The organism is Sphingobacterium sp. UBA5996, assembly GCF_002429765.1.
Lineage (GTDB): Bacteria > Bacteroidota > Bacteroidia > Sphingobacteriales > Sphingobacteriaceae > Sphingobacterium.
On sequence record NZ_DJAS01000001.1, the window covers coordinates 94,659 to 118,580 of the forward strand.

The following is a 23,922-nucleotide window of genomic DNA, read 5'->3' on the forward strand; positions in this document are numbered from 1 at the left end:
TGTATGAACTTAGTTAACTCTTTTCGGTTTTGTACCTTATGCCTGGGCCTGCTGTGGAGTGCCCTTAGCGCAAATGACCTCCTCGCACAGTCTGCGACCTCATTTGGCGGATCTGTGGTGGGACTGCCTATTCCATACCTCGAACCTAATGCTTCGACATCGACCAAAGAATCTTTCGATAAGTCTAACCTCCCTTGGATTGTTTTTTCGGATAGAAATGATAATCATACCAGCACTTCGCCGGGTGGTACGCTCATGATGGAAAAACTTTCGTTTATGCAGCCTTTTTATGTGTCGGAAGAAAAGGACGGCTATCTTAAACTCCTGCGGTTTAGCGATAATATGGTACGCGGCCTTAAGCTGAAAGATAAAAAACGTGTGGAAAGTGTGGGTTGGATAGCAAAGGATAAGTTGTTGCTTTGGCAGCGTTCTTTTGTCGATGTAGCAACCCGATTCCCCAATAAAGCGCTAACCATTATCAATGATGTAGAGCCTTTACTGAATGGACAGTATTATTTCGATAAAAAAGATTCTATTTTTGTTTTTGACGGACCTGATCTTAAAAATGGGAAATCTAAGGTGGCCCTGCATAATTACGTGTATATCTTCAAGAAGTCGGATGACGGCAAGCAGTTTCTGATTGGATCGACGGATCAGTTTGTTCCGCGTGAGGCATCAAAATATATCAAAGGCTGGGTGTCAGCATCGGTCGTACAAAATTGGGGTCATCGCCTGTATTTTGCGCCCTATACATTTGAATCACCGCAGGCCGATACCGTGGTGGCAAAGATCAATAAAAATCGTATCGATGGATTCGAACCTTTTATGGTGGACCCATTGATAGATACAGCGAATATCACCATGCTCGGTTTGCCTGTGCGTACCGTTGATGATTCGGGCATCGCTACGCATTATGCGGTTGATGTGTTTAATAAATCGAATAATAAGGTGCTCACCATTAATGGGGCTGAACTGACTTATCCTGGATTGATCAACCTGATCAAAAACAGGTCGAAAGTCAATATTATTTTTGTAATCGATGGTGGAAACGCGATGCGTAACCATTTTGCCAGTCTTACCAATACCATTCAGGGGTTTGAAAATAGTGTCGAACAGGTCTTTAATAAGCAAAATGTAAAATACGGAAGTGTGGTGTTCCGCAACCCATCGTCATGTGGTGGACGAAGCGCCTCGTTGGAGCTGACCGATGATTTTCGCAAGCTGGTAGGATTTTTACGTGACCAATCCAAAATAACCAGTGAATGTGATCGTGGAAATGCGGAGCAGCCCCTTTTTGAGGGGATCGCACAGGCCACTAACTTGGTTAAGGATGTGGCGCAACAAACAAATCTTTTCGTGATTGTTGGTGCTACAGGTAATTTGGGTGGTGCAAACAACAGTCAACTGTCTTCAATAGCACGCCGTGTAGCCGATGTAGAGGGTCGAATGGTGATCTTACAAGCTTACAATAGCACACCAACAACGTTTAACGATTTTATTGTTCAATCTCGAAAGCTGGTCTCCAGTGAAGCCTATTATGCGGCTGAAAGGCGAAAATTTCAATTGGTACGTGGAGAAGCTTTCGGTAATCAGTCTTATGATTTTAACTTGACAGATTCGATTTCCTACTACCTTGATTTTCCGAAAAATAGCCTTATTCAGGGTGGCGTGGTGTTCCCTACAAGAGGTTCGGCATTAAATAATAAAAGTTTCAATGTAGCATTCTATCGTTTTATGGACGAAACCCGGCAGGATATACGCTCGCATATCCATAGCTTAGATAGTGCTTTTAGACTGACAGGTATTGAAAATGCTAATGTTAATCCGACCGTGGCCAAATTATTAGGAGGAAAATTCAATAGGGATGTGGGTGAAGGGATGCCGCACAATGCATTCAAATTTGCGTCTACCCTGAAATTCAGTCCGGATTTACAATATCAGCTTACCAAAGGGCTCGATTTTGATTTGATCCTGAACGCAGGCGAGTTCAACGAATTCAGCAGTATGCTGTCGGTTATGAGTGGAGATAACTTAGTGAAGGATGACAATTCTTTCCGAAAAAAACTATATGATAACTATATCGACGAATATAAGAAAAAATGGCCAATGTATTCTGCCCGTGATGTAGACAAATGGACATTAGGAAAGTACTTCTCCGTGATGTTGGGAATTCCGTTGCTCCACAATACATTTACCGACATGAAAGTGGAAGCATTAAAGAACAAGAAGGAGATGTCGCTACCGTCATTCGAAGAGTATATCGTCTATTTACAGAAGGTGATGTCCATGACGCGTACTTATGCTCAAAATCAAGGTAAATTTTTCTCCAACGGCGAGCAATATTACCGGGTACGTGGCAGCTTTTTTAATATGAACACCATTCAAACGGCAAATTAATGACGATTAGTAATTTTAGTGAATCTGTAAAATTAGCAATTCATATTGCACAGGCCTTGGCGGAAGAATACCATCAAAACAAGTTCGGCCCAGCGCATCTGTTAAAAGCTTTAATGCACAAAGATGTCGGCTTAAGACAATTTGTACAATCGATTGACAAAGACGACCAGTACATCTCCGAATGGGCCGAAGTGCGTATGGACGAACTGGAGCGATCCAGCAACGTGCCACCTGCCGAGGAAATCAGAGGGAATGAAGCAGTGGTGCGGTTATTGGACGAAGCCGACCTGGTGCGCATTAAACTGGGACTAGATCTTATCACACCTATATGTGCATTGGCCGCCATCTCCAAAGCGGGTATTGCGTTTGATGTCAATCAGTTGAAATCTTTTCCGATCAAAGAAAAGGAGATATATGATCTATATATTGATCAAAATCAGCTAACACAGGCGGTATCGGGTGCTGCTGGAAGCAGTAGCACGCAGAGCGGCGAGCCAAGCGGCTTGCATAATGCGTTGCATCAGTATTGTATCGATCGTCTGCAGCTGGTGCGCGAAGGGAAATCGGATCCGATTGTGGGTCGCGATCGCGAGATACGCATGATGCTCGAAATCCTCTGCCGACGCAACAAACCCAACGTAATTATTGCTGGGGAAGCAGGCGTGGGTAAAACAGCGCTTGTGGACGGCTTTGCCATCGATATCGTAAATGGCCATGTGCCGGAACAGCTCAAGGCAGCACAACTTTTTGAACTTGATCTTGGTGCCCTCATCGCAGGGGCAAGTTACAAGGGTGAAATAGAAGACCGACTGAAGAGAATTATCGCAGAAATTAAGCGATTCGATAAGGCGATCTTATTTATTGATGAAATACATACGCTTTTAGATAGCAAGGGACCCATCGGTTCTGGGGCGGGAAATTTGCTGAAACCTGAATTGGCCCGTGGTGAGATTACCGTAATCGGAGCCACCACGCTAGAAGAGTATCGAAAGATTATTGAACCCGAACAGGCCTTCAGTAGACGTTTTGAATTGCTGCAAATTGCCGAGCCAACGGAAGAGAAAGCCATTAAAATGATTGAAAAGGTGTTGGATAGGTACGAACAGCACCATGAATTGAAGGTAGATAGCGCCGCACTTCCCGTAACAGTCTCGCTAGCAAAAAGATACTTAAAGGACCGTCATCTGCCTGATTCGGCATTTGATCTTATGGACCGCAGTATGGCGGCACTAAAGCTTGCGAAAAGTGGTTCGCTCAGCATCCTTGAGCAGATAGACGAAGAATTTCAGCATCTCAGAACTGAACTGCAACAGAAAAGTGAGCGGGAGCAGTTTGATGCATATAAGTGGCTTACAGATGCGCTGTTTAATAGGTTGAGCCCCATTCTCTTGGGGATGTTAAATGAAGAGGAACGTTATGAAGACTTGGAGTCTGCTCAACACTATGCTGACTTTCTTGTACACATTATACCACAATTGAAAATGCATGCGCAACAGTTGTCCGATACGCTCACCAAGCAGGATATTGTTGCGGTGATGGCGCATAAAACTGGAATTCCGATGGGAAAACTACAGGCCGGAGAAAAAGAAAAGCTGCTGCAGATTGAAAGTTACCTACAGAAGCGTGTCGTAGGGCAAGATCAGGCTATCAAAGCAGTGTCGGAGGCCATACTGGAGTCGAGAAGTGGTTTGAATAAAAAAGGCCAGCCCATTGGCTCTTTCTTCCTTTTGGGACCTACAGGTACCGGGAAAACAGAACTTGCAAAATCTATAGCCGAGTTTCTTTTCAATGATGAGAAAGCAATGATCCGTTTTGATATGTCAGAATTTAAAGAGGAACATAGTGCGGCATTGCTCTATGGAGCTCCGCCGGGTTATGTAGGGTATGAGGAAGGTGGGTTGCTGGTCAACAAAATCAGACAGCAACCTTATTCGGTTTTGCTTTTTGACGAAATCGAAAAAGCACATCCTTCGGTATTTGATACATTCTTACAGATCCTGGACGAAGGCATGATGCACGACCGCTTAGGAAAAGTTGGTGATTTTAGCAATTCCCTGATTTTATTTACCTCTAACATTGGGAGTGAGTGGATTGCTGGACAAATCGATGCGGGTAAGGGCTTCCCAACGCATAATCAGTTGATGGAAATCATGACCGCCCATTTCAGGCCTGAGTTTTTGGCGCGTATTGCTGAAATTGTGCCTTTTGCGCCAATATCTAAAGATAATGTCGTTAAAATCTTTGATATTCAACTCCAACAGCTCATTCAGCTGCTCGACAAGCAGGGGGTTGATCTGCTCGTAACTGCCGAAACCAAACAAGCTATTGCGATGAAGGGCTTTACGCCCAAATACGGTGCAAGGCAGCTTGCCGCAGGTATTCGCAATGAACTGCGGCGTCCGATTTCAAAAATGCTTATTGCAGGCGAGTTGAATAAAGGGGATATATTGACGGTCGGCTGGGATGCAAGTCAGGAAATTCTCACATGGCAAATAAAACAGAAATAGCTGTATGTTGTTTTAATACAGTGTGCTAACGCGTTGGCTGGCGGTATTCTGTTAATATTTTAGTATATTGTAGTTAGAATAGGACAAATTAATTAGAGTATAAACTTAATTTTTAGATATATGTTTGAGTACGAAATTGGTGGAAACGAAAGGAAAGTTGAGACTTCGGAATCCATTGTGGACATCTCGTTCAATAAAACGATGTTTATTCAGAAATTGACCGATAATGAGCCTTTGCGTCCAGAGAAAGTAGAAGGACTAAAGAAAGTGGAGGATGTATTTGCGCATTTCAAGCCGAGTGTGGGCGTATCCTTTGAGGATGAAGACGGTAGCAGCGTTCATGAAGAGCTGAAATTTCAAAATCTGGGGGATTTTTCAGCCAAGAATCTAACGATGCAAAGTGATTTTTTGTCTAATCTAAGTGTTCAAAAAGATCTTTCTGCAAGTGTGATTAAACAGCTGAAATCGAATAAGACTTTGAAATCTGCCATTGAAAATGCCGAAACAAAGGCTGCATTCATCAATGTGCTGAAAAATTTTATCGCTGAATTAGAAGCTAATAAATAGGACCTATGGCAAATACACAAGAAGAAAAAGCGGCACAAGCGGGTAGCGCTGCCGGATATAAAGAGGTAAAGGATCGTTCAGCTACCGAAAGCTTGCAAGAAAGTTTGGATAAGCTGGTGCGTGTGGGGGGCTTTGATCTATTGGAAGCGTCGGTGGATGGTATCCAAAATTTAAATCCGGAACGTAAAGCACGCAAGCAGATTTTTTTGAGCGATGACCAAAAAAAGAAGGAACGTGAACAACTTAAAAAGAAGATGGAACTTTGGGTAGATCTGTTGGAAAATTCGGATTCAGTTGCTTCTATGGTAGATAAAAGCGCTGAAAAGCTGAAGGTAGCCGAAGAGACATTGAACCGCAATTTGGGAACGGCTTTGGAAGCAACCCGTGAGCTGGAGCAGGCTTATCGCTCTGTCCACCTGTTCTATAAGAACACAGAAGCTGATAAAGTGGACAATGTGGTCCTCATGAATGCCAGTATGGACCAGCTGACAGACCTGGACAACCCGCGTTTTATCGAATATGTGTCTGAAGAGTTCAAACAGAATTATGATAGGCTCGACCTTCGCGACAACTATTCGCTATTGGTGTTGCCAGGCTATCTAGGATCTAACAAGGTATTGGATCGCTGGGCGAAAATTGCCAATGCGAATAAAGCGATGCTCGTTACCGATTTTGCAGATCTCGAACAGCCGGATGACGTGATTGACCTCTTCACATCTGGTAATTACACCAGCGCGGAAGCGTATAAATCCAACGTCATCATGACGACCAACTGGTTGATTGGACGGGAGAAAAATACCACTGTAGGCGAGGAGGAAGATCTTACTGTACCGGGCTCTGCCGCCCTGGCGGGAAAAATGTATTATACATTGATGTCGCAGGTAACAGCAGGAAAGAAACACGGTACAATCAATGAGGTTGATGGGGTAAAGTTTGACCTTAAGAAAAGTGAAATTTCGCATCTCGAGCGTATTGGATTGGTTCCAATGGTGAATGAATATGGAAAGGTGATGGCATTCTCCGCCAAAACGTTATTTAATGGTGATAATATTGGCTTGCAGACTTACTCTGTGGTGCGTGTATTTGATTATGTGACCAAAGTCCTCTTTGATTTTCTGAACCGCAGAGCGTTTGAAAACTGGACGACCAAGACGGAAAAAGATTTGCGTGCGCAGATTGTAAAGTTTTTGGACAGTATTCAAGGGCCAGATAGACTGATTGAGCGCTTTAAAATCATGCGATTTGAACGCGATGATCAGCAAAAAGATAAAATTCATCTTGATATCCATATTACTCCATTCTTTCCAGCCAAAAGTTTTATGGTCAAATTGGATGGCTACAAAGGGGAAGATGAAAGCACGACATGGGCCAGTGAGTACAATCAGCAATAAATGAGTTTATATGGAATTTTACCTGGATAAACCCTTACAGTTAAACCTCCCTGTGGAGAATCACCGGTTGAAAGAGTCGGATCTGGGTAAATCCATTTCAAACTATCTGGAGCTGATCATATTTACTCGAAAGGGAGAGCACCGCTTTAACGCCGATTTTGGATGTGCCATTTGGGACCTGGATTTTGAATTGATCGTCAGCGAGAGTCTATGGGAAGAAAAGTTTAGAAAATCACTGCTCGATTCCATTACGCGTTATGAGTGGCGCATCGCACAGGTGGTGGTCAAGGTTAATATTTCTGAAGTGGAAACATTCTTTCCCAAGCGGAAGGTCGCGGAGATCAAAAAGAAAGTAATGATTTATGTGGAGGGTAAGATGGTGGAGACTGGGGAGCGCTATGCATTCAGTACTTCATTATTTTTAAGTCCATTAGCTAAGTAGTGAGCAAAGAGCAGATGAACGATATTTTTTACTCCAGTAAGGAAGAGATTCGCAATAGGATCATTAAGAAGGCCCAGGAGCTTTGGGGAATCCAAAAGGTCTTTGACTTTGATCCGGTGGTCCTTTTATTGATGGAAGTGCTGAGCAGTGAGATCTTTCAGGTGTCGAATGATGTGCGCGATTTTGAGAATCGGATCTTTGATAAGATCGGTCGTCTCTTGGCACCGGACTATCTGGTAGCGCCACTGCCAGCTCATGCGATCTTGCTGTACCAACCCATTGAAGATGAGGTGCGTATAAGTCCTTACCTGCATATGAACATGAAGAAAAAAATTGTTTCTGTCGGCGCTTCAAAAGAGGAAAAAATGGTGGAAATGAATTTTTCCAGTTTGGAAGAAGTGCATCTATTTCATGGAAAGATCCGTTATATGGCTACCCCCAGGCAGCTGTTTGAAATACAGCCCAATGTAAAACGTTCGCTAGGAAAATCGCTGCATATCAATACTGGGCATTCTGTCTTTCTGGGTATAAAATGTTTGGAGTACGACCGTAGGAAATCCTTTGCGGGTTTAAATTTCTATTTCGACTGGGGCAATTATCAGGTCAACCGGGAGATCTACAAAGTTCTAAACCTTGGAAAATGGCACCTGAATGGAATTCCCATAAAACACCATCAAAATAGGTTTTTAAAGCGCTCGGATCGCTTAGTGGACGAACTGTTTGACCGTAAAAATTACCTCTTTAACTTAAGCCAGGACATAGAGGGCTATTATCAGCAGCATTTTCTGACCTTGGACGATGAGCCGGATGCGGCTTGTTTTGGGAAAACTAGTTCGCTACCGGAGGAAATTGTAGCGCATTTTGAACAGCAGATGACGGATCGCCTCGAGCAGGATCTGGATTGGATTCGTATTGACATGCCGACTTCCATGCCGGTGCAGCTGCTTGATGAACTACATGTACAAATAAATGCATTTCCTGTTGTCAATAAGCGCTTGGTCGAAGGTAAGCATCGGGTGAAAGCCCTTAAAAACATTGTTGGTATCGAAACCGCGCAGCTTGAACAACTACTGACGGTGGAAGAGGTATTGGATCAGGAGGGGGAAAAATATAGTGAAGTGCCTTACAACAGATCCGGTGTACACGCCGAAGCAGGCTTTTACACCGTGCGACAGGGTGGAGTCGAAAGACTTGATAATCGTACTGCCAAAGATTTGCTGGATTACCTGTTTGAACTGATACGGGATGAGAAGGCTGCTTTTGTGTCTTATAATGCTGATTTCTTGAATGCTATATTGCGTGAGTTGGACAAAAACTTAGCGATGATACAGCAGAAGGGAAAGGCCTTACAACTCCGAAAAAATGATTTCAAGCAGTACATTGTAATGAATCCAAAAAATGATGGCGACCTCCTTTTTACGAAGATGTGGATGACCCAAGCAGAGCTAGCGAACGGCATTGCTGTCGGTACGCCTTTGCAGATCCAGCTGGGTGCGGTAAAAAATTATGAACAGCTTGTCTTTCTTACCACAAGTAGAGGCGGACGTTCGCGTCTCAACCGAAGGGATAGTTTGCAAGCTTTTAAATACAATGTGACCACCGGAGATCGCATCGTTAGTAAGAATGATATTATCAATTTCATTAAACTGGAACTCGGACAGGTGGTTAAACGTATTGAAATTAAGTCTGGAGTAATGATGGATGCCGATCCAAGAAAAGGGTTTCAGAAAACCACTGATATCTACGTGGAGCCTGATGGAAGCTTTGATCTGGAAGACTCCGAGTGGAATGAGTTATTGGAACAGGTGATGAGTAAGCTACAGGTGCGCAGCAGCATGGAAGTGCACTATCGTCTGCTACTGAAGACGCTATAAGTTGTTGTATAGCAAGTAGGCTGGTCTGTCGCGTATACTACTATTAAGTAGACTACAGATATGTGGACTAGAGTGAAGTAGACTACAGGTATGAGGTGTGTCCCAATACAGTGGGGTTGTTACCCTGCTCATCGCTTAAATAGCTATGTTTCACCTCTGGAAGAAGGTCATAGCGCAAGTGTCGGTTTAGATGAGCCGGGAAAAGGTTGTCCAGCACCAGATGAATGATATATTCGTCTTTGGCGTTGGGGAGATAGTTCTTTAAAAGTTGGGGATAGGACGGTCCTATCGTGATGTTAAGATAGCTCTCATTGCGTTCAAAGTTCATCGTGGTCAAACTGTCGACTCCGAGCTGGCAATAGCCCAATGTACTGGGTGGAAGCCCGATTTCTTGCCAGTCGATTTTGCGGTCATGTGTTGCACGATGGATTTCAATGGGAATGTTGAGCAGGTTGCGCAACAGTTGTTGGGCATAAGCGATATCGTTTTTGTGGTTGTGGATTTCAGGAATAAAGTGCATCCAGATAACACGTTGGCGGGGGCTCAGGCGGTGTAGTTCGGGAAAATTGGAGAGCAGTAGGTTGCTCATATCCTGATAAGTTGTTTGCATATCAAGACGGCTTTCATATTGATCCAGTTGCGTCCGTAAATAGAACAATTCGTTTTCAAATGGGGCGAAAAACTTACGGGCATTTTGCTCCTGGCGACGCTTGTTTCTAACATCTTGGATCATAACATCTTCGTCAAGAATTTCACTGCCAGCATGTAGGGTATGAAAGAGGCCTTCGGGGAGCATATCATAAAAGCCCTCACGGTTCATATGGATGCGTACAAATTCTTCATTGCTCGTCTCGGAGATATAAGGGTTGACAGATTGAATTTCTGTAGAGAAGGGGCGACGGCTTGAACCATCACAAGTAAAGATAATATGATCTGGATCTACGCCGTGCTGAATAAGATCCGCCGCCTTTTGGCTGGCCTTGATATCTGATGTCATGCTATTGCTGGTGAATAAACCGTCCTTTTTTTTCATAGAAATCATTTTTCCTTGAACATATAAGCCCAATAGATTGTTTTAACCCAGTAGATTGTTTTCACTCTGACCGGGGATTTTAATTATAAATTGTTTATTTAAAGATAGTATATTAGTTTGTGAATACTGCAACAGCTGAAATGGAAGTACAAACAGTTTTTTTGAGGTACATACTTGCGCCTTTATTAGTATTTATTTCGACAATTGTATTGTCGGTCTGGAATAAGAAGAATTCTCTTCTTAGCAATAAGAAGTTAATTATTTCGATCCTTCTAGGAGGAGTAGCTCTGGCATTGCCCGGTTTTTTCGGGTTTTTGGGCTTTGGCTATATGCCGTGGGGCTATTTTATGACCATGATGTATGCGTTGGGACTAGGGGTGCTTTGGGTGTATCTGCTGAGTAAATGGGATCTCAACACGTTGGAGAACAAAAAGGTATTTGTGTTTTTCGTCATGTTTGTCATGCTGTTGCTGGCAATATATATATATAAACTGTTTTTCGATTGGATGAGCCCATTCCGATTGGGATGGTGGGCAGCCACCAGTATCTCCATTTTTATGGTTCCTATGTTCTTTTGGTGGACCTACATTGCGCTGTTATCTATCCCTATGGAAATTCATCGGGTATGGGAATACCCACGGTTTCCAGAAGAAATCAGTCTGGATCATTTGGATTTTGATAAGCTATTGGTATTGGAACTGGAACTCTATAAGGATAGCAAAGACGTGGAGCCGTTGCGCGTGAAGGTGAAAGCGCCAGAGAAGATGAACTTCGGACTGTGGTTCCAAAAATTTATTGAAGATTATAATGCCAAATTTCCAAGTGCCCCGGTACGCTACGTGGATGATCAGGGGGAATACCAGCGTTGGATATTTGTTGTGAAAAGGTCTATTTTCAGAAGAAATGTATATATAGACCCAAATGCAGACATTTCAGGCAATCAGATTACAGAAAAAATGACTATTCACGCCAAGCGTGTTTCAGAAACGATAGGATAACATTAAGCTTATGCAAAAACCATTAAATTACGAAGGCATCAATTGGGTGGATGGGATGAAACTCTCCAGTGGTGATTTTGTTCATACGGATCTATATACCCAAGATCTCGTCCGCGACGGCATATCAGTGGGGCTTCATCATGCGAATTTTGGATTGTTGCCGGCCTTTGCGGGGTACGATCGTTCTTTTGATATTTCGCTGCTGAAAAAAAACACGAATTATCTGGAGGTTGAAGTTCGGTTCTGCAATGCGGTCACCAGCGATGGGAGCCGAATCAATATAGCCTATCAGCAAGGTGCGGTAGAGGCAAATTTTAGCGCCTTTATGGATGTATCGAAAATTGCTATCGGAGAGCATTATGTAGTTTTATATGTACATTCATTTAGAAAATCGGCTTTTGGCGAACCTAATCCGGAGGAATCACCCCTTCGTTACCCGTTTGTAAAAAAAGAATATACGATCGACATTGTGACGAAGTCCGCAGTACAGCAACGGCAGGTGAGTGGTTCTTTTCTGCCTATCGGCAAGCTTGTAAACGACGGACAGGAAACTTTATTGGTTTCGCAATACGTTATGCCTTGCGTTTATATCGAAAGCCATCCGCAATTGATGGATTTTCACAACCGCTTTTACCGAGCATTGAATGAGTTTCAGTCAGCCGCATATCGCATCATGGATAAAACGGTGAATAAACCTAAGATCACCGAGCTGGGGCTTAATATCCGCTTTATTACTGAACGTATCTTAGCGTATATGGCAACTTCATTTTTTGAATACCGATCTATCCTTCCGCAAAAGGCACCCATTTATCTTTTAAAATATTTTTCGGATTTTGCGCATGTATTTTTTAATGCTGTACGGCTGATCGAATCTGCTGAACGGGAGGAAATGCTAAAATATTTCTATGAGTGGAAAGATGTGACACCCGGAAATTTTGAGGAACGTTTATCAAACCTTATTGAATTGCGTTACGATCATCTGGAAATTGCAGAAGCGATGGAATGTGTGGCTGATTTTATGCAGGTAATGGTTTCGTTATGGGGTAAATTGGCGACGTTGGAATATATTGGTCAACGACGGGAAAATATAGTCGTTGCTGAGCAAAAGGTTGTGCAGGAGGTGCAGACCAAGCGAACCTGGTCTTTGCTGGATTAGCAGATTTATTGGGTGAGATCAGTTTGCGATTCATTTTTTTTGCTTATGTTAGCAAAAGATGAAGAACGTTTTATTAATCAATGGGGATCTTTTTAAAATAGCGTCTACTGACTTCCTGATGGATGCTTATCGAACAGGTGTAAAGCAGGCGGACGGCATTGTGCATGATCTACGGATCGCAGATCTGCTCTTTAATTACAATATCAGACTTCCTTCGTTGCATTCGACTTCTTTGGAAGCCGACCTGCAGTTTGCTTTGCGTCGTCTCCATTGGGCTAAACATATCGTATTGTTCTGTCCCGTTTACCGTTCGTATATCCCCTCGAAAATCAAAGGCTTCTTTGATCGCCTGTTCTTGCCCTATCAAAGCAGTCTCGATGTTAACCGAATTGATAACAATTTCTATGGTAAATCTGCCCGAATAGTAAGTATATTGGATCAAGATCTCTTTGCTGAATATAACCTTTACAAAAAGACAAACTTTATGAGCGTGAAGAAGGATGTCTTCGAACGCTGTCATATTTCGCCTGTGCGAACATCCGCCATGGGCGAACTGCATCAGCTGAACAACTCATACAGTTCGAAATGGGCAGATAAACTCGCACGGTTTGGCCGGATTGATCTCGTATAAATGTGCTACAATCATCTTTTAAATGTACGACAAATAGCTTTACAACATGGAATCACTCTTTAATGCCTGGAAAACGAGCCGTATGGCATACCTCAAATTTTTTGAGCATTATTCCCTAGAAGAGCTCAATCGCATTCCTGCTGGCTTTGGCAACAACCTGATCTGGAACATCGGTCACATCATTGCCACACAGCATAAATTAATTTATATCGGATCGGATGTAAAAGGGCATATTCCACAAGAAGTTTTTTTGAATTACCAGTCGGGTACAAAACCCACAGTACCGGTATCCCAACAGGAAGCGGATCTGCTTAAAAGTTTGCTTGTTGAACAGATTGAGCCGACTATCCTGGATTTTAACAAAAAAATATTTCTCCATTATAACGCCCGTACCACGGGGACGGGCTTCCATGTCACTTCAATATACGATGCCTTCGAATGGAATAATTTTCATGAAGGGCTCCACCTGGGCTATATGATGAGCATTAAGAAGTTTATCTAACGAAGTCCCAAATTTTAGAAAGCTTTTGCAAGCCAACTTGCATATTGATGTGCCCGTATTCATGATTTAATTTTCATGGTTTTCGTGGATTGTCTTCAAATGGACTAACGGTTAATTTTGTAATAGAGCTGAGTAATGCAGAGAATTTTCTTCGCACATCAGCTTACAACGAACGAAAGTTTTATGAAATATTTAGATATGAAATACAGCACAAAAGCGTTAGTCCTTCCGCTATTGTTTACAACGATAGCCTGTGGTAAATCCCAAGATTCTGGTTCGTATCAGCAGACGTTCAATGAACGCATGAATAGACAGGCCTATCTGGGCAGTACCGAGTCGACCATGTATTTACATGGATACGATCGCTTAGCACCGGTAAAGGGAAAAGGGTCTTTCAGCATCGATAAAATAAAAGGCGATAGCTCCACCTTGGTACTTGTCATGGAACTGTCTGGCCAAGAGGGATTCTCTTTTGCTATTCCAGGGAAGCAAACCGGGCGCTCGTGGCGGTTTACCGCTGAATCGGGCGAGTTATCCGTCGCAGACAACGGAGAAGTCAATGGATCGCTGACCGCCAGTGCTAAGGAGATCACGTGGAAGGGACGACTTTTTGACGACAAGCTGATGCTGGACGTCAAAATTAAATATCTTAAATCCGGTGGCGGTGTACCTGCAGAATCTATCTTAAATACACATTTTGAGCTTCTTAGATCGGGCGGCCGACAGGAGGGCAATGGGCAACAGGGCTGCACCATTGTATGGGAATCACGACCGGTATTCAATGTCTATGAAGGCGGTGTAGACCTGATTTATGTGCCGGTGTGCCACTGATGGTTGCGCTGTCCAAAGACAGCGCGTTGCTTATTAGATAAACTTCATTTCAGTAGCCTTGTGGATCAAGGAAGCCGAATTGCTGACGGAAAATTTTTGTAGCAGATTTCGACGGTGACTTTCGACAGTCAATGGGCTGATAAACATCAATTCGCCAATTTTGGGCGTGGTATAACCTTGCGCCATCCATTTGAGTACCTCGCGCTCTCTTTCTGTAATCTTTGGAACAGAATCTTGCTGATTACCTTTTAATATGAAGTTCATTTCTCGGCTGAGCACCTGTTCACCCTGATGAACGGAATGTATACCTTGAATTAAGTCTTCGGCAGATACATTTTTGAGAAGATAACCCAAGGCGCCCGCCTGCAGCATACGAAGGGCGATGCTGCCTTCATTTAGGTTGCTGATCGCAATAACCTGTGTGTTGGGAAAATCCTTTTTTATGATTGCAGTGGTATCGATACCATTCATGCCGGGCATGTTGATGTCGACCAAAACAATATCGACAGGTTGGGTTTGAAGAAAAGCTAAAGCATCAGCCGAGGAGGTAAATGTGCCCAGTAAAACGATGTCTGCGCTGTTCTTTAAAATAAATTCAAATCCATTCAGTACGAGTGGATGATCGTCTACGATAATGACTGAAATAACCTTATCCATGTATATTAAGTTGAATATGGAATGATGCGCCGTTTCCTACTGCTGCATCAATCTCTAATTGTCCATTTAAGATGTCGACCCGGTTGCGAATGTTGGAAATACCAATCCCTTCCTTGGTCATTGTTGCATGCTGGGGATCAAAACCCTTGCCGTTGTCCTCGACGTTCATGTGGAATTTATCCGCCACCTGACTACATTGTACCCACACCTGCGAAGCTCCGCTATGCTTTATGGCATTGGTCAGTAATTCCTGCAGAATCCGGTACGCCGCGATCAGAAAATCTTGCGGGTAGTGTTCTCGTAGATTTGAAGCCTGAAAATCGACCTGAAGGTCGGGATGTGACATGGCATTGCAAAGATCCCTGAGGGCGACTTCCAGACCCATGTATAGCAAAGACTCTGGCATCATATTGCGCGCTATCCGCCGGAGTTCATCAACGGAATGATCCAGTTGTTCAATGATTACATGGAGATCCGTCGTTTTTGCAGCTTCTTGCTGAGGGTTGGCATTTGCCGCAACCGCCGAAAGTTTTAGTTTGGTGCTCGCCAGTATTCCGCCCAATCCGTCGTGCAGATCCCGTGCGATGCGGCTTCGCTCTCTTTCCTGTCCCTGTAACATCGCATTATAAAGATTCAATTTTTCTTGTTGCTTACGATTTTTAATTTCCTCCTCTAAGAGCATCTCTTTGTGGGTGGCCAACTTTTTCTTGTTGAGGAAGGCGGTGTACCAGGTGAAAGATAAAAAGGATAGAATAAGCATAGCGAAAGCAAGAACACCGACCCACATGCGCGTCTTTTGAAGGGCGAGCTGATGCCCTTGGTTCTCTGTTTTTATGCGCAATAGTTCCTTTTCTTTTTCTGCCGTCTGATATATTTTTTCCAGTTCCATGATTCGCGCATTGCCCTTATCCTGATAAAGGGTATCGGATAGTTTTTTGTGCGCTTCGTACCAGTGGGTAGCTTCTCGCCATCGTCCCAATTTAACGGCAGTGGTCGCGAGGTTATCATACACCATTTGCTTGTTTCTGAGGGACTCTTTGTTTCGTACATAAGGAAGTACGGCCAACAGCTTGTCCAACGCAGCCTGATATTGTCCCGCTTCCTGTAAGGCAGTGAATTGATCAAAAATAATGGATGCCGTCATATCCTTATTTTGCTGTCTTTTAGCAGCAGCAAGACCATGCTCAAAATGGATGTTAGCCTTGGACATGTTCTTTTTTGCTGCCCAATAGCTTCCTGTAACAGTGTGGTAAATGGGTATATAGGATGAATTGGGAATACGGAGGCTTATTTTCTCAGCCTTATCGAGTCGTTTTTTGGCTTCTCTAACATCCTGCCGAAACAACGCATTACGGGCAGCATTGACGTATAATGTCAAAAGCTGTTCATCGGAATCTTTTCTCCCCTGTAGCAGATGAAAAGCCTTCTCATAGTATTGTTCGGCCTTGCCATATGCCTGGAGGTTCATCAGCACCATGGCAACATTCTGGTAATTATTGCCCAGCAGGATATTATCCTGAAGCTGTTCCGCTATCGGTATCACTTTATTGAGCAGCACATGTACATATTCATCCGACTTTCCCTCGCGCTGAAGTAATGCGCCATAACTTCCCCAAAGCCTTGCACGGTGCTTTTGGGCGGAGACATTATTTTTCTGATCGATCTTTTTAAGCTGATCTTCGGCCTGTAAGTAAAGCTGTTTCGCCTGTAAAGGTGCTGAGTCAAAGTAGACTGCAGCGCGGTAGAAATAAGATAACCCCCTATAGTAGCTGGATTTTCGCATGGGCCCTAATACCTGTTCGGCTTCTGCGATATACTTGAGCGCTTGGGTACTATCGTAATCGCACCAAAAAAAGCTCAATTCATACAGAGCTTGGGCCTTGCTCGCCTGATCGTCCACACGCAGCAGTTGTTGATATAGGCTATCGCTATAGTGCTCAAGTTGATTCTTTTGCTGGCCAAGGGCATTGAAGCGGGGCAGTGTACAGAGCACTGCGACAAATAGTAAAATTTTATGCATGCACGCGAAACAGAATATTGATTTCTCAAAATACAAAATAATTCTTATTACCGCCAAATCATCTGTCCATCAGCGCTTTCAATTCTGTCTTTTCCTTTCCAGATGACAGGAAGAACTTCGGAAGCACTATTGGTTTCTAAACCAACATCGTGTTGCTTACCATCATTCGGAATAATTTTCAGGTCCCATAGGTATCCAAGTGTTCCCGTGGACCGATAGTTGGTGCCAATCAATAGGTATTTTCCATCGGGTGAGAATTCTGGCATCGATTCTTTAAAATTGCTTGAAGTGACCTGCTTTAGGTTATTTCCGTCTACATCCATGGTGTAGATATGATTACCAATGTTGAGTGCAAATTGGGTTCCCGCCTGGTTGACCGTCAGCTTGCCCCAGTCCTGATAGTTCATTTCCTTTACCAATGCTCCGGAGTTATAAGGGGGCGCGATCTTTATAATATACTTTCCATGTGTCAAGACAATGTTATTTCCTGGTAGCCATAGCCGGGATTCGTTGAAACCCAGCCGTTCACCATTGATGTCTACAATACGTGCGACAAATTCGCCGTTTCGTTTTAAAATGGTCACCCCGTCCTGAAAGTCGTTTGACGTAACCATGATCAAGCTATTGTCGGGGGATAGGTAGCCTTTGCAGTAGGAGTTTCCAGCAGGACTGTTATAAATAAATTCTTCAACGATGTTTCCACTGTTCATATCACTGATCGTAAACTTCACATCGTATTGGCCGAATGTACTGGCATTTACTGCGGTTAGTTTCCATTTCCCATCGCGCGAAATATCAAAATTATTGAGCTTTGAATCATCTGGTATGAAAGATCCACCGATGCCATCGGGTAAGCTCATCTTCAGCACCCCTTCAGTCGCCCAATCGTAATAAATCGTTCCCTTCAATGCAGCGGGGTAAGTGCTCGATCCGCTACCATTGTCCACACTATCCTTTGAGCAAGAGCTGACAATCAATAAAGTAAATAGCTGTACGGCTATGCAAAATAACTTTTTCATCGTTCTTTTCTTTTAGTATAATCCAAAATTACACGCTTGATGATTTTAAATCAATCCACGAAAACTAGGGTTTTATTTAAAATACACGTCAATTGTTTTGTGCTGGCGCAGCATTATCGATTTTGGAGAAAGCATTTTGTCATACTAAAAATACGAAAACGTTATAGTTAAAGAACGAAAACGTTGTAGTTAAATATTGATAACTTCAAAGTCAGATGTTTTTTCACGCATTGCTAACGGTGGGGAGTATAGCGCCAAGCACGTTTTTGATCGAAATGTCTGTTATTGAGACAAAGTCGCAATTTTTTGATACAATATCGTCCTGTTTTTCTAATTCCTAATCTTCACTTTTACAATTAAGATTCCTTGAATAAAGGGAGCCAATTATAAAATTACTGAATCATCTAAAGTGAGTATTTCTTTATGGGAAACAATTGTAAACTAAAACAAAATCCATTTTATGGTTTTGCCACCAGCAAATGGATATCCTGTTCCTGCCTGTGGTGTCTTTTCGCTTTCACGAGTCCTGCTGCAATATTAAGGGCGAATGTCCCCGTTTTAAAGACCTTGGACGGAGCTATCCAAAATCGTGAGATTACAGGTAAAATAACAGATGATACCGGCCAGCCGCTAGCTGCCGTGACCGTCAACGTGGCTGGTAGCAACGTAAGTACTGCCTCAAAGGCGGATGGAACCTATACCATTACCATACCTGTCGGAAGCAAAAAGTTAGTTTTTACGCGGTTGGGATACAAGAGCCAGGAAATTGACCTAACAGCAACCAAGGTCGTCAATGTGGAGCTGACATCTACCACGGGCGAGCTGGATGAAGTCGTGGTGGTGGGGTATGGTACCATGCGCAAAAAAGACCTGACGGGCTCGGTTACACAAATCCATCCGGATCGCATCGCCAATGAAAACCCCAAAACCGTACAGGATATTCTGCGTGGCTCGGCAGGACTGAATATTGGCTATGACGCTTCGGCAAAAGGGGGCGGTTCCATTGAGGTAAGGGGTAAGCGGTCGGTATACGATAGCAACAGCGGTCACAACAACCCTCTGCTGGTGCTTGATGGGATGATTTTCTATGGTGAACTTTCTGAAATCAATCCGGATGACATTGAGCAGATTGATGTCCTGAAGGATGCTTCCGCTGCAGCTATCTACGGCTCAAAAGCGGCTAGTGGCGTAATTATCATCAGCACAAAAAAAGGGAAGCAGGGCAAACCGACCATCAATATGACGATGAATGCCGGTGCAACACAGTTGAGCGAATACCGCAAAAGATTCAGTCCCGATGCTTACTTGCAGCACCGTGAAGACTGGTATACCAAAAATACCTACGGCATTAACCCCACGACGGGCTTATATGAGGCTTATCAGACGCGGGATGCTAACGGTAACCTCACGGTGCCTTATGGCTTTTATCTCAATCCTGGACAGCTACCGGGCTCGTTGTCGCTCGATGCTTGGCGCGCGCAGTCGACCAATGAAAGTGGCGAGTCTGACCGGAGCATCTGGGGCCGCCGTTTGGGTCTGCAAGGGAATGCCCTGCAGAACTTTCTGGATGGAAAAACGGTCGACTGGGCCGATCATACCTTTCGTACTGGTCTTAATCAGGATTATAATGCTAGCATCAGCGGAGCAAGCGACCGGGTAAACTATTACCTGTCTATGGGCTACCTCAAAAATGAGGGCGCTGTCGTGAGCGATACCTACAAGGCTGTGCGGGCCAATATGAAAATCAATGCAAAGGTGACCAACTGGCTGGAGCTGGGGGCAAACGTAAATTTCCAGGACCGTTCGGACGGAAATATTGATATCGATATGGATCAAATCCTGCGCAACAGCCCGTACGCAGATTACGCTGATGCCAACGGCAATCCGCTGCAATATCCGCTCAGCGAACAGTTCAGCCAGCGGGGGTACAATTATGATTTTCAGAAGAAATACCTTGAGCTGGACAAAGGGTATTCGGTGGTTAACTCCATTTTCAATGCGAAAATTAAACTGCCCTTTAATATTACGTATTCATTTAATGCGTCGCCACGCTTGCAGTATTTCCATGACCGTTACTTTATGTCGGCCGAACTACCCGGATCCAATCCGGCCGATCGAGGTGCAAACCGCGAACAAACCAAACGGTTCGACTGGTCGCTCAATAACACCATCAGCTGGGAACAGACCTTTGCGGATAGGCATCGCCTGATGGTAACTTTGGTGCAGGAAGCAGAAGAACAGCAGTCCTGGAAAGATCGCATTGAGGCACGCAATATCTTACCGTCGGATGCCCTCGGCTTTCACAATACCAAAAATGGCTCGAAAGAAAACAGCAGCTTTGATAGCTACGATACCCATCAGACAGCAGATGCCTTATTGGCCCGTTTATTTTATGCCTACGATGACCGCTATATGCTCACGACGTCTATCCGACGGGATGGTTATTCGGCTTTCGGTACTTCCAACCCCTATGCAACTTTTCCTTCCGTGGCCTTAGCCTGGAACTTTACCAAAGAAAAATTCTTTAAATGGGGCGATGTAATGGATTATGGTAAGTTGCGCGTTTCCTATGGTAAAAATGGAAACAGGCAACTGGCCGATCCGAATCTGGCGTTGGCCAACCTGTATTCGGGTAGTGGCAAAATGCATGGTTACCTCAACTCGGCCGGTGAGCTGGTCCAATACCGCTACCTGATGGTGGATCGGCTGGCCAATCCAAACCTGCAGTGGGAAAAGACCACAGCATGGAATTTTGGTCTGGACTTCGGATTTTTTAAAAATCGCATCTCAGGAACACTGGAGTATTATCTGATGCAAACCCACGACATGATCATGGAGCAGAAGTTGCCCAATTTTACCGGATTTGGAAGTATCACCACCAACTTGGGGCAGGTGGACAACAAAGGAATTGAACTGACCTTAAACACCGTCAACCTGAAGAAAGAAAAACTACAATGGTCTACCAGCTTCAATTTCGCCTATAATAAAAATCAGATCGTACATCTTTATAAAAACTACCAAGATGTGCTGGATGCCAATGGAAATGTGGTCGGCCGTAAGGAAATGGATGAGATTTCGAACAATTGGTTTATCGGACAGCCTATTGGTGCCATCTGGAATTATCACGTGACGGGGATCTGGCAGGCCAATGAAGTGGCAGAGGCTGCTCAATATGGGCAGGCTCCTGGTGATCCGAAAGTAGCCAATGTGTATACCGCAGATGATGTTGTGAACGGCGATGTAACAAAACCTGTATATAATAATAATGACAAGGTTTTTTTAGGGCAGACGGATCCCCGTTTCCGTTGGTCGATGCGCAATGAGTTTATCCTATGGAACGACCTTAGTTTTTCGTTTAATATCTATTCGGCCATGGGACACAAAAGTTTGTCGGGCAATTACCTGAATAACGATGATGATGGCGGCCGTATGGCCTATGGGCTGGCTAATCTGCCCGCAAAGGAATACTGGACGCCGGACAATCCCACCGATCGCTATGGCCGTATCGAGGCCAAGGGACCGATCGGTGCCGAGGGTGCAGCGCGGCTATACGACCGCTCGTTTATCCGGCTCGACAACATCTCGGTAGGCTATACGCTGCCAAGAAATCTGACCTCCAGATACAACCTCAACCGGGTGAAGCTGTATGGTACGGTGCGCAATGTGGCGACCTGGGCAAAGGACTGGGAATACGGCGATCCAGAGACGGAATCCTGGGCCTCAAGGGTATTTACCTTCGGTGTTAATTTATCTTTATAACCTGATTAATTGTGATGTACATGAACGATATACGAAACAAATCCAGATCCGCAGGCAGAGGCATCGCCTTTTTGCTTGCCAGTACGCTAGCGATAAGCAGCTGCTCGAAGGAATTTCTGCAGCCCGATCCGCTGTCAATTTATTTACCAAACGAAACTTTTAATACCGAGTCTGGTTTACTTTCTGCAATGGCTATCTGCGACCGCCATCTAAAGGGGTATTGGGCCACAGATCATAACGAGATGCTGACCCTGGGTACAGAATACATCTTTTCTGAACTGATGGTGGCCAGCAATACCGACAAACGCAGCATGATGGCGGATGTGGCCAATATGCTGACGCCGACCAGTGACAACTCCAGCTTACAGAATCTCGACCGATCCAACAGCCTATGGTATCTGTGGCAGGAAACGTATAAAGGGATCAGTTATGCCAATACCATTATCAAGTACGTGGATCAGGTTCAGACCCTGAGCGAGCAAGATCGGAATGCTTACAAAGGACGGGCTTATTTCCATAGGGCTTTCCGCTATATGGCATTGGTGTTTGAGTACGGAGATGTCCCCTTAGTAACGACAATCATCGATGTGCCCAAACAGAATTACCGAAGTACCAAGCGCGATGCCATTTTGCAGATGATGACCAAGGACATGGAATTTGCCGTCCAATGGGTACCGGATCAGAAAAATATGAGCCTGATCGGTATGATCAACAAAGGGGCCTGCCGTATGTTGCTGGCAAAATGTTATCTGGCCATAGGGGAGTACCAAAAGGCCAAAGAGCAAACCGATATCCTGATTGACCAGTCGGGCTATGCTTTGATGACTGAAAGCTTCGGTACATTTAACGATGGCGGGGAAGCGCAGACCTGGCCTATTACGCGTAATGTGATCTGGGATATGCACCGCCCCGAAAATAAACTGATCGCCAGCAACCGTGAGGTAATCATGGGGATGCCCAACCGTGGTGCCGATGCGGAGTCTTTTGTAAAAATGCTCACCATGCGGATCTTATATCCCTTTGTATTCGACTCGCGGATACAAACGACAGACGGGAAACAGGCTTTGTTGAACATCAAACGTAACAGCGGGGATTACAATGCTAAATATGATTACATGCGGGCCTTTGGTCGCGGTATAGGAACTTTTCGCCCCACTTCTTTCCAGTCCCAGGGGGTATGGGCTGTCAATGGAAAGCAAGATGAGGGCGACCTGCGCCACAGTTCCAAAGTGGGAAACTGGGTGCGCATGGCAGATTACAAGGTCAACAATAAGGCATCCAAAGATTTTGGTAAACCACTTTTACTCAACGATCCAGCTACAGGCAAACTCCTTTGTAGCGATACCATCCGTCGCTGGTACGATGTGCCACATTATAAATTTTTTCTGGACGACCCGGTAAGTGAGGCCAATATCAGCGGTTCAGACGGTTCACGGGGGGCTACCAACGGTAGCATCGCAGACTGGTACCTCTATCGCCTGGCTGAAGCTTATCTCTTGCGCGCCGAAGCAAAATATTATATCAGTCCGTCTGATGGGACAATTAAAGACGACTTAAATGCCATTCGTAAACGGGCAAAATGTACCGAGCTCTATGATGGGGCCGTTACCATTGGAGATATCATGAATGAAAGGGCTCGCGAGCTCTACTGGGAGGAATGGCGTAATGTGGAATTGAAACGGGTATCGCTTTGCCTGGCACGTAGTGGTAAACCGGATGAATGGGGAAATGTATACCATCTGGATAATTTTGATAAGCAAAGTGGTACAGATGCCATCGGGGGTAGCTACTGGTATCAACGCATTGTGCATTATAGCTTATACAACAAAGGCATCATTCATGTCAATGCAACAGGGCTAAGTGATATCAATTATACCATGGATAAGAAGAATATGTATTGGCCAATACCCAATGTAGCTATTACCTCAAATATTAAAGGCCAGTTAAAGCAAAACTATGGCTACGATGGTTATAATCCGGCTACCCCAGTATGGGATCAATGGGAGGATGCTGTTGCGGATGAGTCTAAAGTGGAATAGCCCCCAAGAGGTCCCGAGCCCTTGCGCATGCGCGCAATAAGTTCGGGATTCTTTAATACCATATTTGATAATTTAAAATCAGTTTATAAGTACATAAAA

Annotated in this window: 17 protein-coding genes; 13 read left to right on the forward strand and 4 right to left on the reverse strand. The window is 44.3% G+C overall.

Features of this window, described 5'->3' with window-relative positions; genetic code table 11:
* The first annotated feature begins 3 nt into the window (after positions 1-3).
* From tssR to B3E00_RS00405, 6 genes are all read left to right on the forward strand, one after another.
* On the forward strand, positions 4-2,397 hold the full coding sequence (gene tssR, locus B3E00_RS00380; protein ID WP_293936186.1) for a type VI secretion system protein TssR domain-containing protein: 2,394 nt from the start codon (positions 4-6) through the stop codon (positions 2,395-2,397).
* On the forward strand, positions 2,397-4,904 hold the full coding sequence (locus tag B3E00_RS00385) for an ATP-dependent Clp protease ATP-binding subunit (RefSeq protein ID WP_293936187.1): 2,508 nt from the start codon (positions 2,397-2,399) through the stop codon (positions 4,902-4,904). Before tssR ends, B3E00_RS00385 begins: the two co-directional genes overlap by 1 nt.
* Before the next feature lie 120 nt (positions 4,905-5,024).
* Entirely contained in the window at positions 5,025-5,471 is a 447-nt protein-coding gene (locus B3E00_RS00390; protein WP_293936189.1) for a hypothetical protein, read from the forward strand.
* Positions 5,472-5,476: 5 nt separating this feature from the next.
* Positions 5,477-6,862, forward strand: coding sequence for a DUF5458 family protein (locus B3E00_RS00395; protein WP_293936191.1), 1,386 nt, complete (start codon positions 5,477-5,479; stop codon positions 6,860-6,862).
* A 10-nt stretch (positions 6,863-6,872) separates the two neighbouring features.
* Complete coding sequence (locus tag B3E00_RS00400) at positions 6,873-7,304, forward strand: GPW/gp25 family protein (protein WP_209579790.1); 432 nt, start codon at positions 6,873-6,875, stop codon at positions 7,302-7,304.
* 14 nt (positions 7,305-7,318) lie between these two features.
* Complete coding sequence (locus B3E00_RS00405; RefSeq protein WP_293936193.1) at positions 7,319-9,178, forward strand: hypothetical protein; 1,860 nt, start codon at positions 7,319-7,321, stop codon at positions 9,176-9,178.
* Between the two features lie 82 nt (positions 9,179-9,260).
* On the opposite strand, the gene B3E00_RS00410 is transcribed toward B3E00_RS00405, so the two are convergent.
* Entirely contained in the window at positions 9,261-9,998 is a 738-nt protein-coding gene (locus tag B3E00_RS00410) for a hypothetical protein (protein WP_293936195.1), read from the reverse strand.
* 332 nt (positions 9,999-10,330) lie between these two features.
* Between B3E00_RS00410 and B3E00_RS00415 the strand changes: the two genes are divergently transcribed.
* The 5 genes from B3E00_RS00415 to B3E00_RS00435 all read left to right on the forward strand — a co-directional run bounded on the left by B3E00_RS00415 (position 10,331) and on the right by B3E00_RS00435 (position 14,329).
* A complete protein-coding gene (locus B3E00_RS00415; RefSeq protein ID WP_293936196.1) occupies positions 10,331-11,209 on the forward strand; it encodes a TssN family type VI secretion system protein in 879 nt (292 codons plus the stop codon).
* Between the two features lie 10 nt (positions 11,210-11,219).
* Positions 11,220-12,365, forward strand: a complete 1,146-nt coding sequence (locus B3E00_RS00420; RefSeq protein WP_293936199.1) for a hypothetical protein — start codon at positions 11,220-11,222, stop codon at positions 12,363-12,365.
* A 58-nt stretch (positions 12,366-12,423) separates the two neighbouring features.
* Positions 12,424-12,996, forward strand: a complete 573-nt coding sequence (locus B3E00_RS00425; RefSeq protein ID WP_293936202.1) for an NAD(P)H-dependent oxidoreductase — start codon at positions 12,424-12,426, stop codon at positions 12,994-12,996.
* Positions 12,997-13,042: 46 nt separating this feature from the next.
* Positions 13,043-13,498, forward strand: a complete 456-nt coding sequence (locus tag B3E00_RS00430) for a DinB family protein (protein ID WP_209579811.1) — start codon at positions 13,043-13,045, stop codon at positions 13,496-13,498.
* Positions 13,499-13,633: 135 nt separating this feature from the next.
* A complete protein-coding gene (locus B3E00_RS00435; protein WP_209579813.1) occupies positions 13,634-14,329 on the forward strand; it encodes a hypothetical protein in 696 nt (231 codons plus the stop codon).
* 33 nt (positions 14,330-14,362) lie between these two features.
* On the opposite strand, the gene B3E00_RS00440 is transcribed toward B3E00_RS00435, so the two are convergent.
* From B3E00_RS00440 to B3E00_RS00450, 3 genes are read right to left on the reverse strand one after another with little or no spacing between them, the layout of a single operon-like run.
* On the reverse strand, positions 14,363-14,986 hold the full coding sequence (locus B3E00_RS00440) for a response regulator transcription factor (RefSeq protein WP_293936206.1): 624 nt from the start codon (positions 14,984-14,986) through the stop codon (positions 14,363-14,365).
* Positions 14,979-17,006, reverse strand: a complete 2,028-nt coding sequence (locus tag B3E00_RS00445) for a tetratricopeptide repeat-containing sensor histidine kinase (RefSeq protein WP_293936209.1) — start codon at positions 17,004-17,006, stop codon at positions 14,979-14,981. The genes B3E00_RS00440 and B3E00_RS00445 overlap by 8 nt, the downstream gene beginning before the upstream one ends.
* 47 nt (positions 17,007-17,053) lie before the next feature.
* Positions 17,054-18,025 carry a TolB family protein gene (locus B3E00_RS00450; protein WP_209579819.1) on the reverse strand — a complete coding sequence of 324 codons (972 nt, stop codon included), beginning with the start codon at positions 18,023-18,025 and terminating at the stop codon, positions 17,054-17,056.
* A gap of 423 nt (positions 18,026-18,448) precedes the next feature.
* Between B3E00_RS00450 and B3E00_RS00455 the strand changes: the two genes are divergently transcribed.
* Together B3E00_RS00455 and B3E00_RS00460 are read left to right on the forward strand one after the other, a co-directional pair.
* The gene (locus tag B3E00_RS00455) at positions 18,449-21,784 is read left to right on the forward strand and encodes a SusC/RagA family TonB-linked outer membrane protein (RefSeq protein WP_293936212.1); all 3,336 of its coding nucleotides are present in this window, start codon (positions 18,449-18,451) and stop codon (positions 21,782-21,784) included.
* Between the two features lie 20 nt (positions 21,785-21,804).
* Entirely contained in the window at positions 21,805-23,823 is a 2,019-nt protein-coding gene (locus tag B3E00_RS00460) for a RagB/SusD family nutrient uptake outer membrane protein (protein WP_293880413.1), read from the forward strand.
* Positions 23,824-23,922 lie beyond the last annotated feature (99 nt).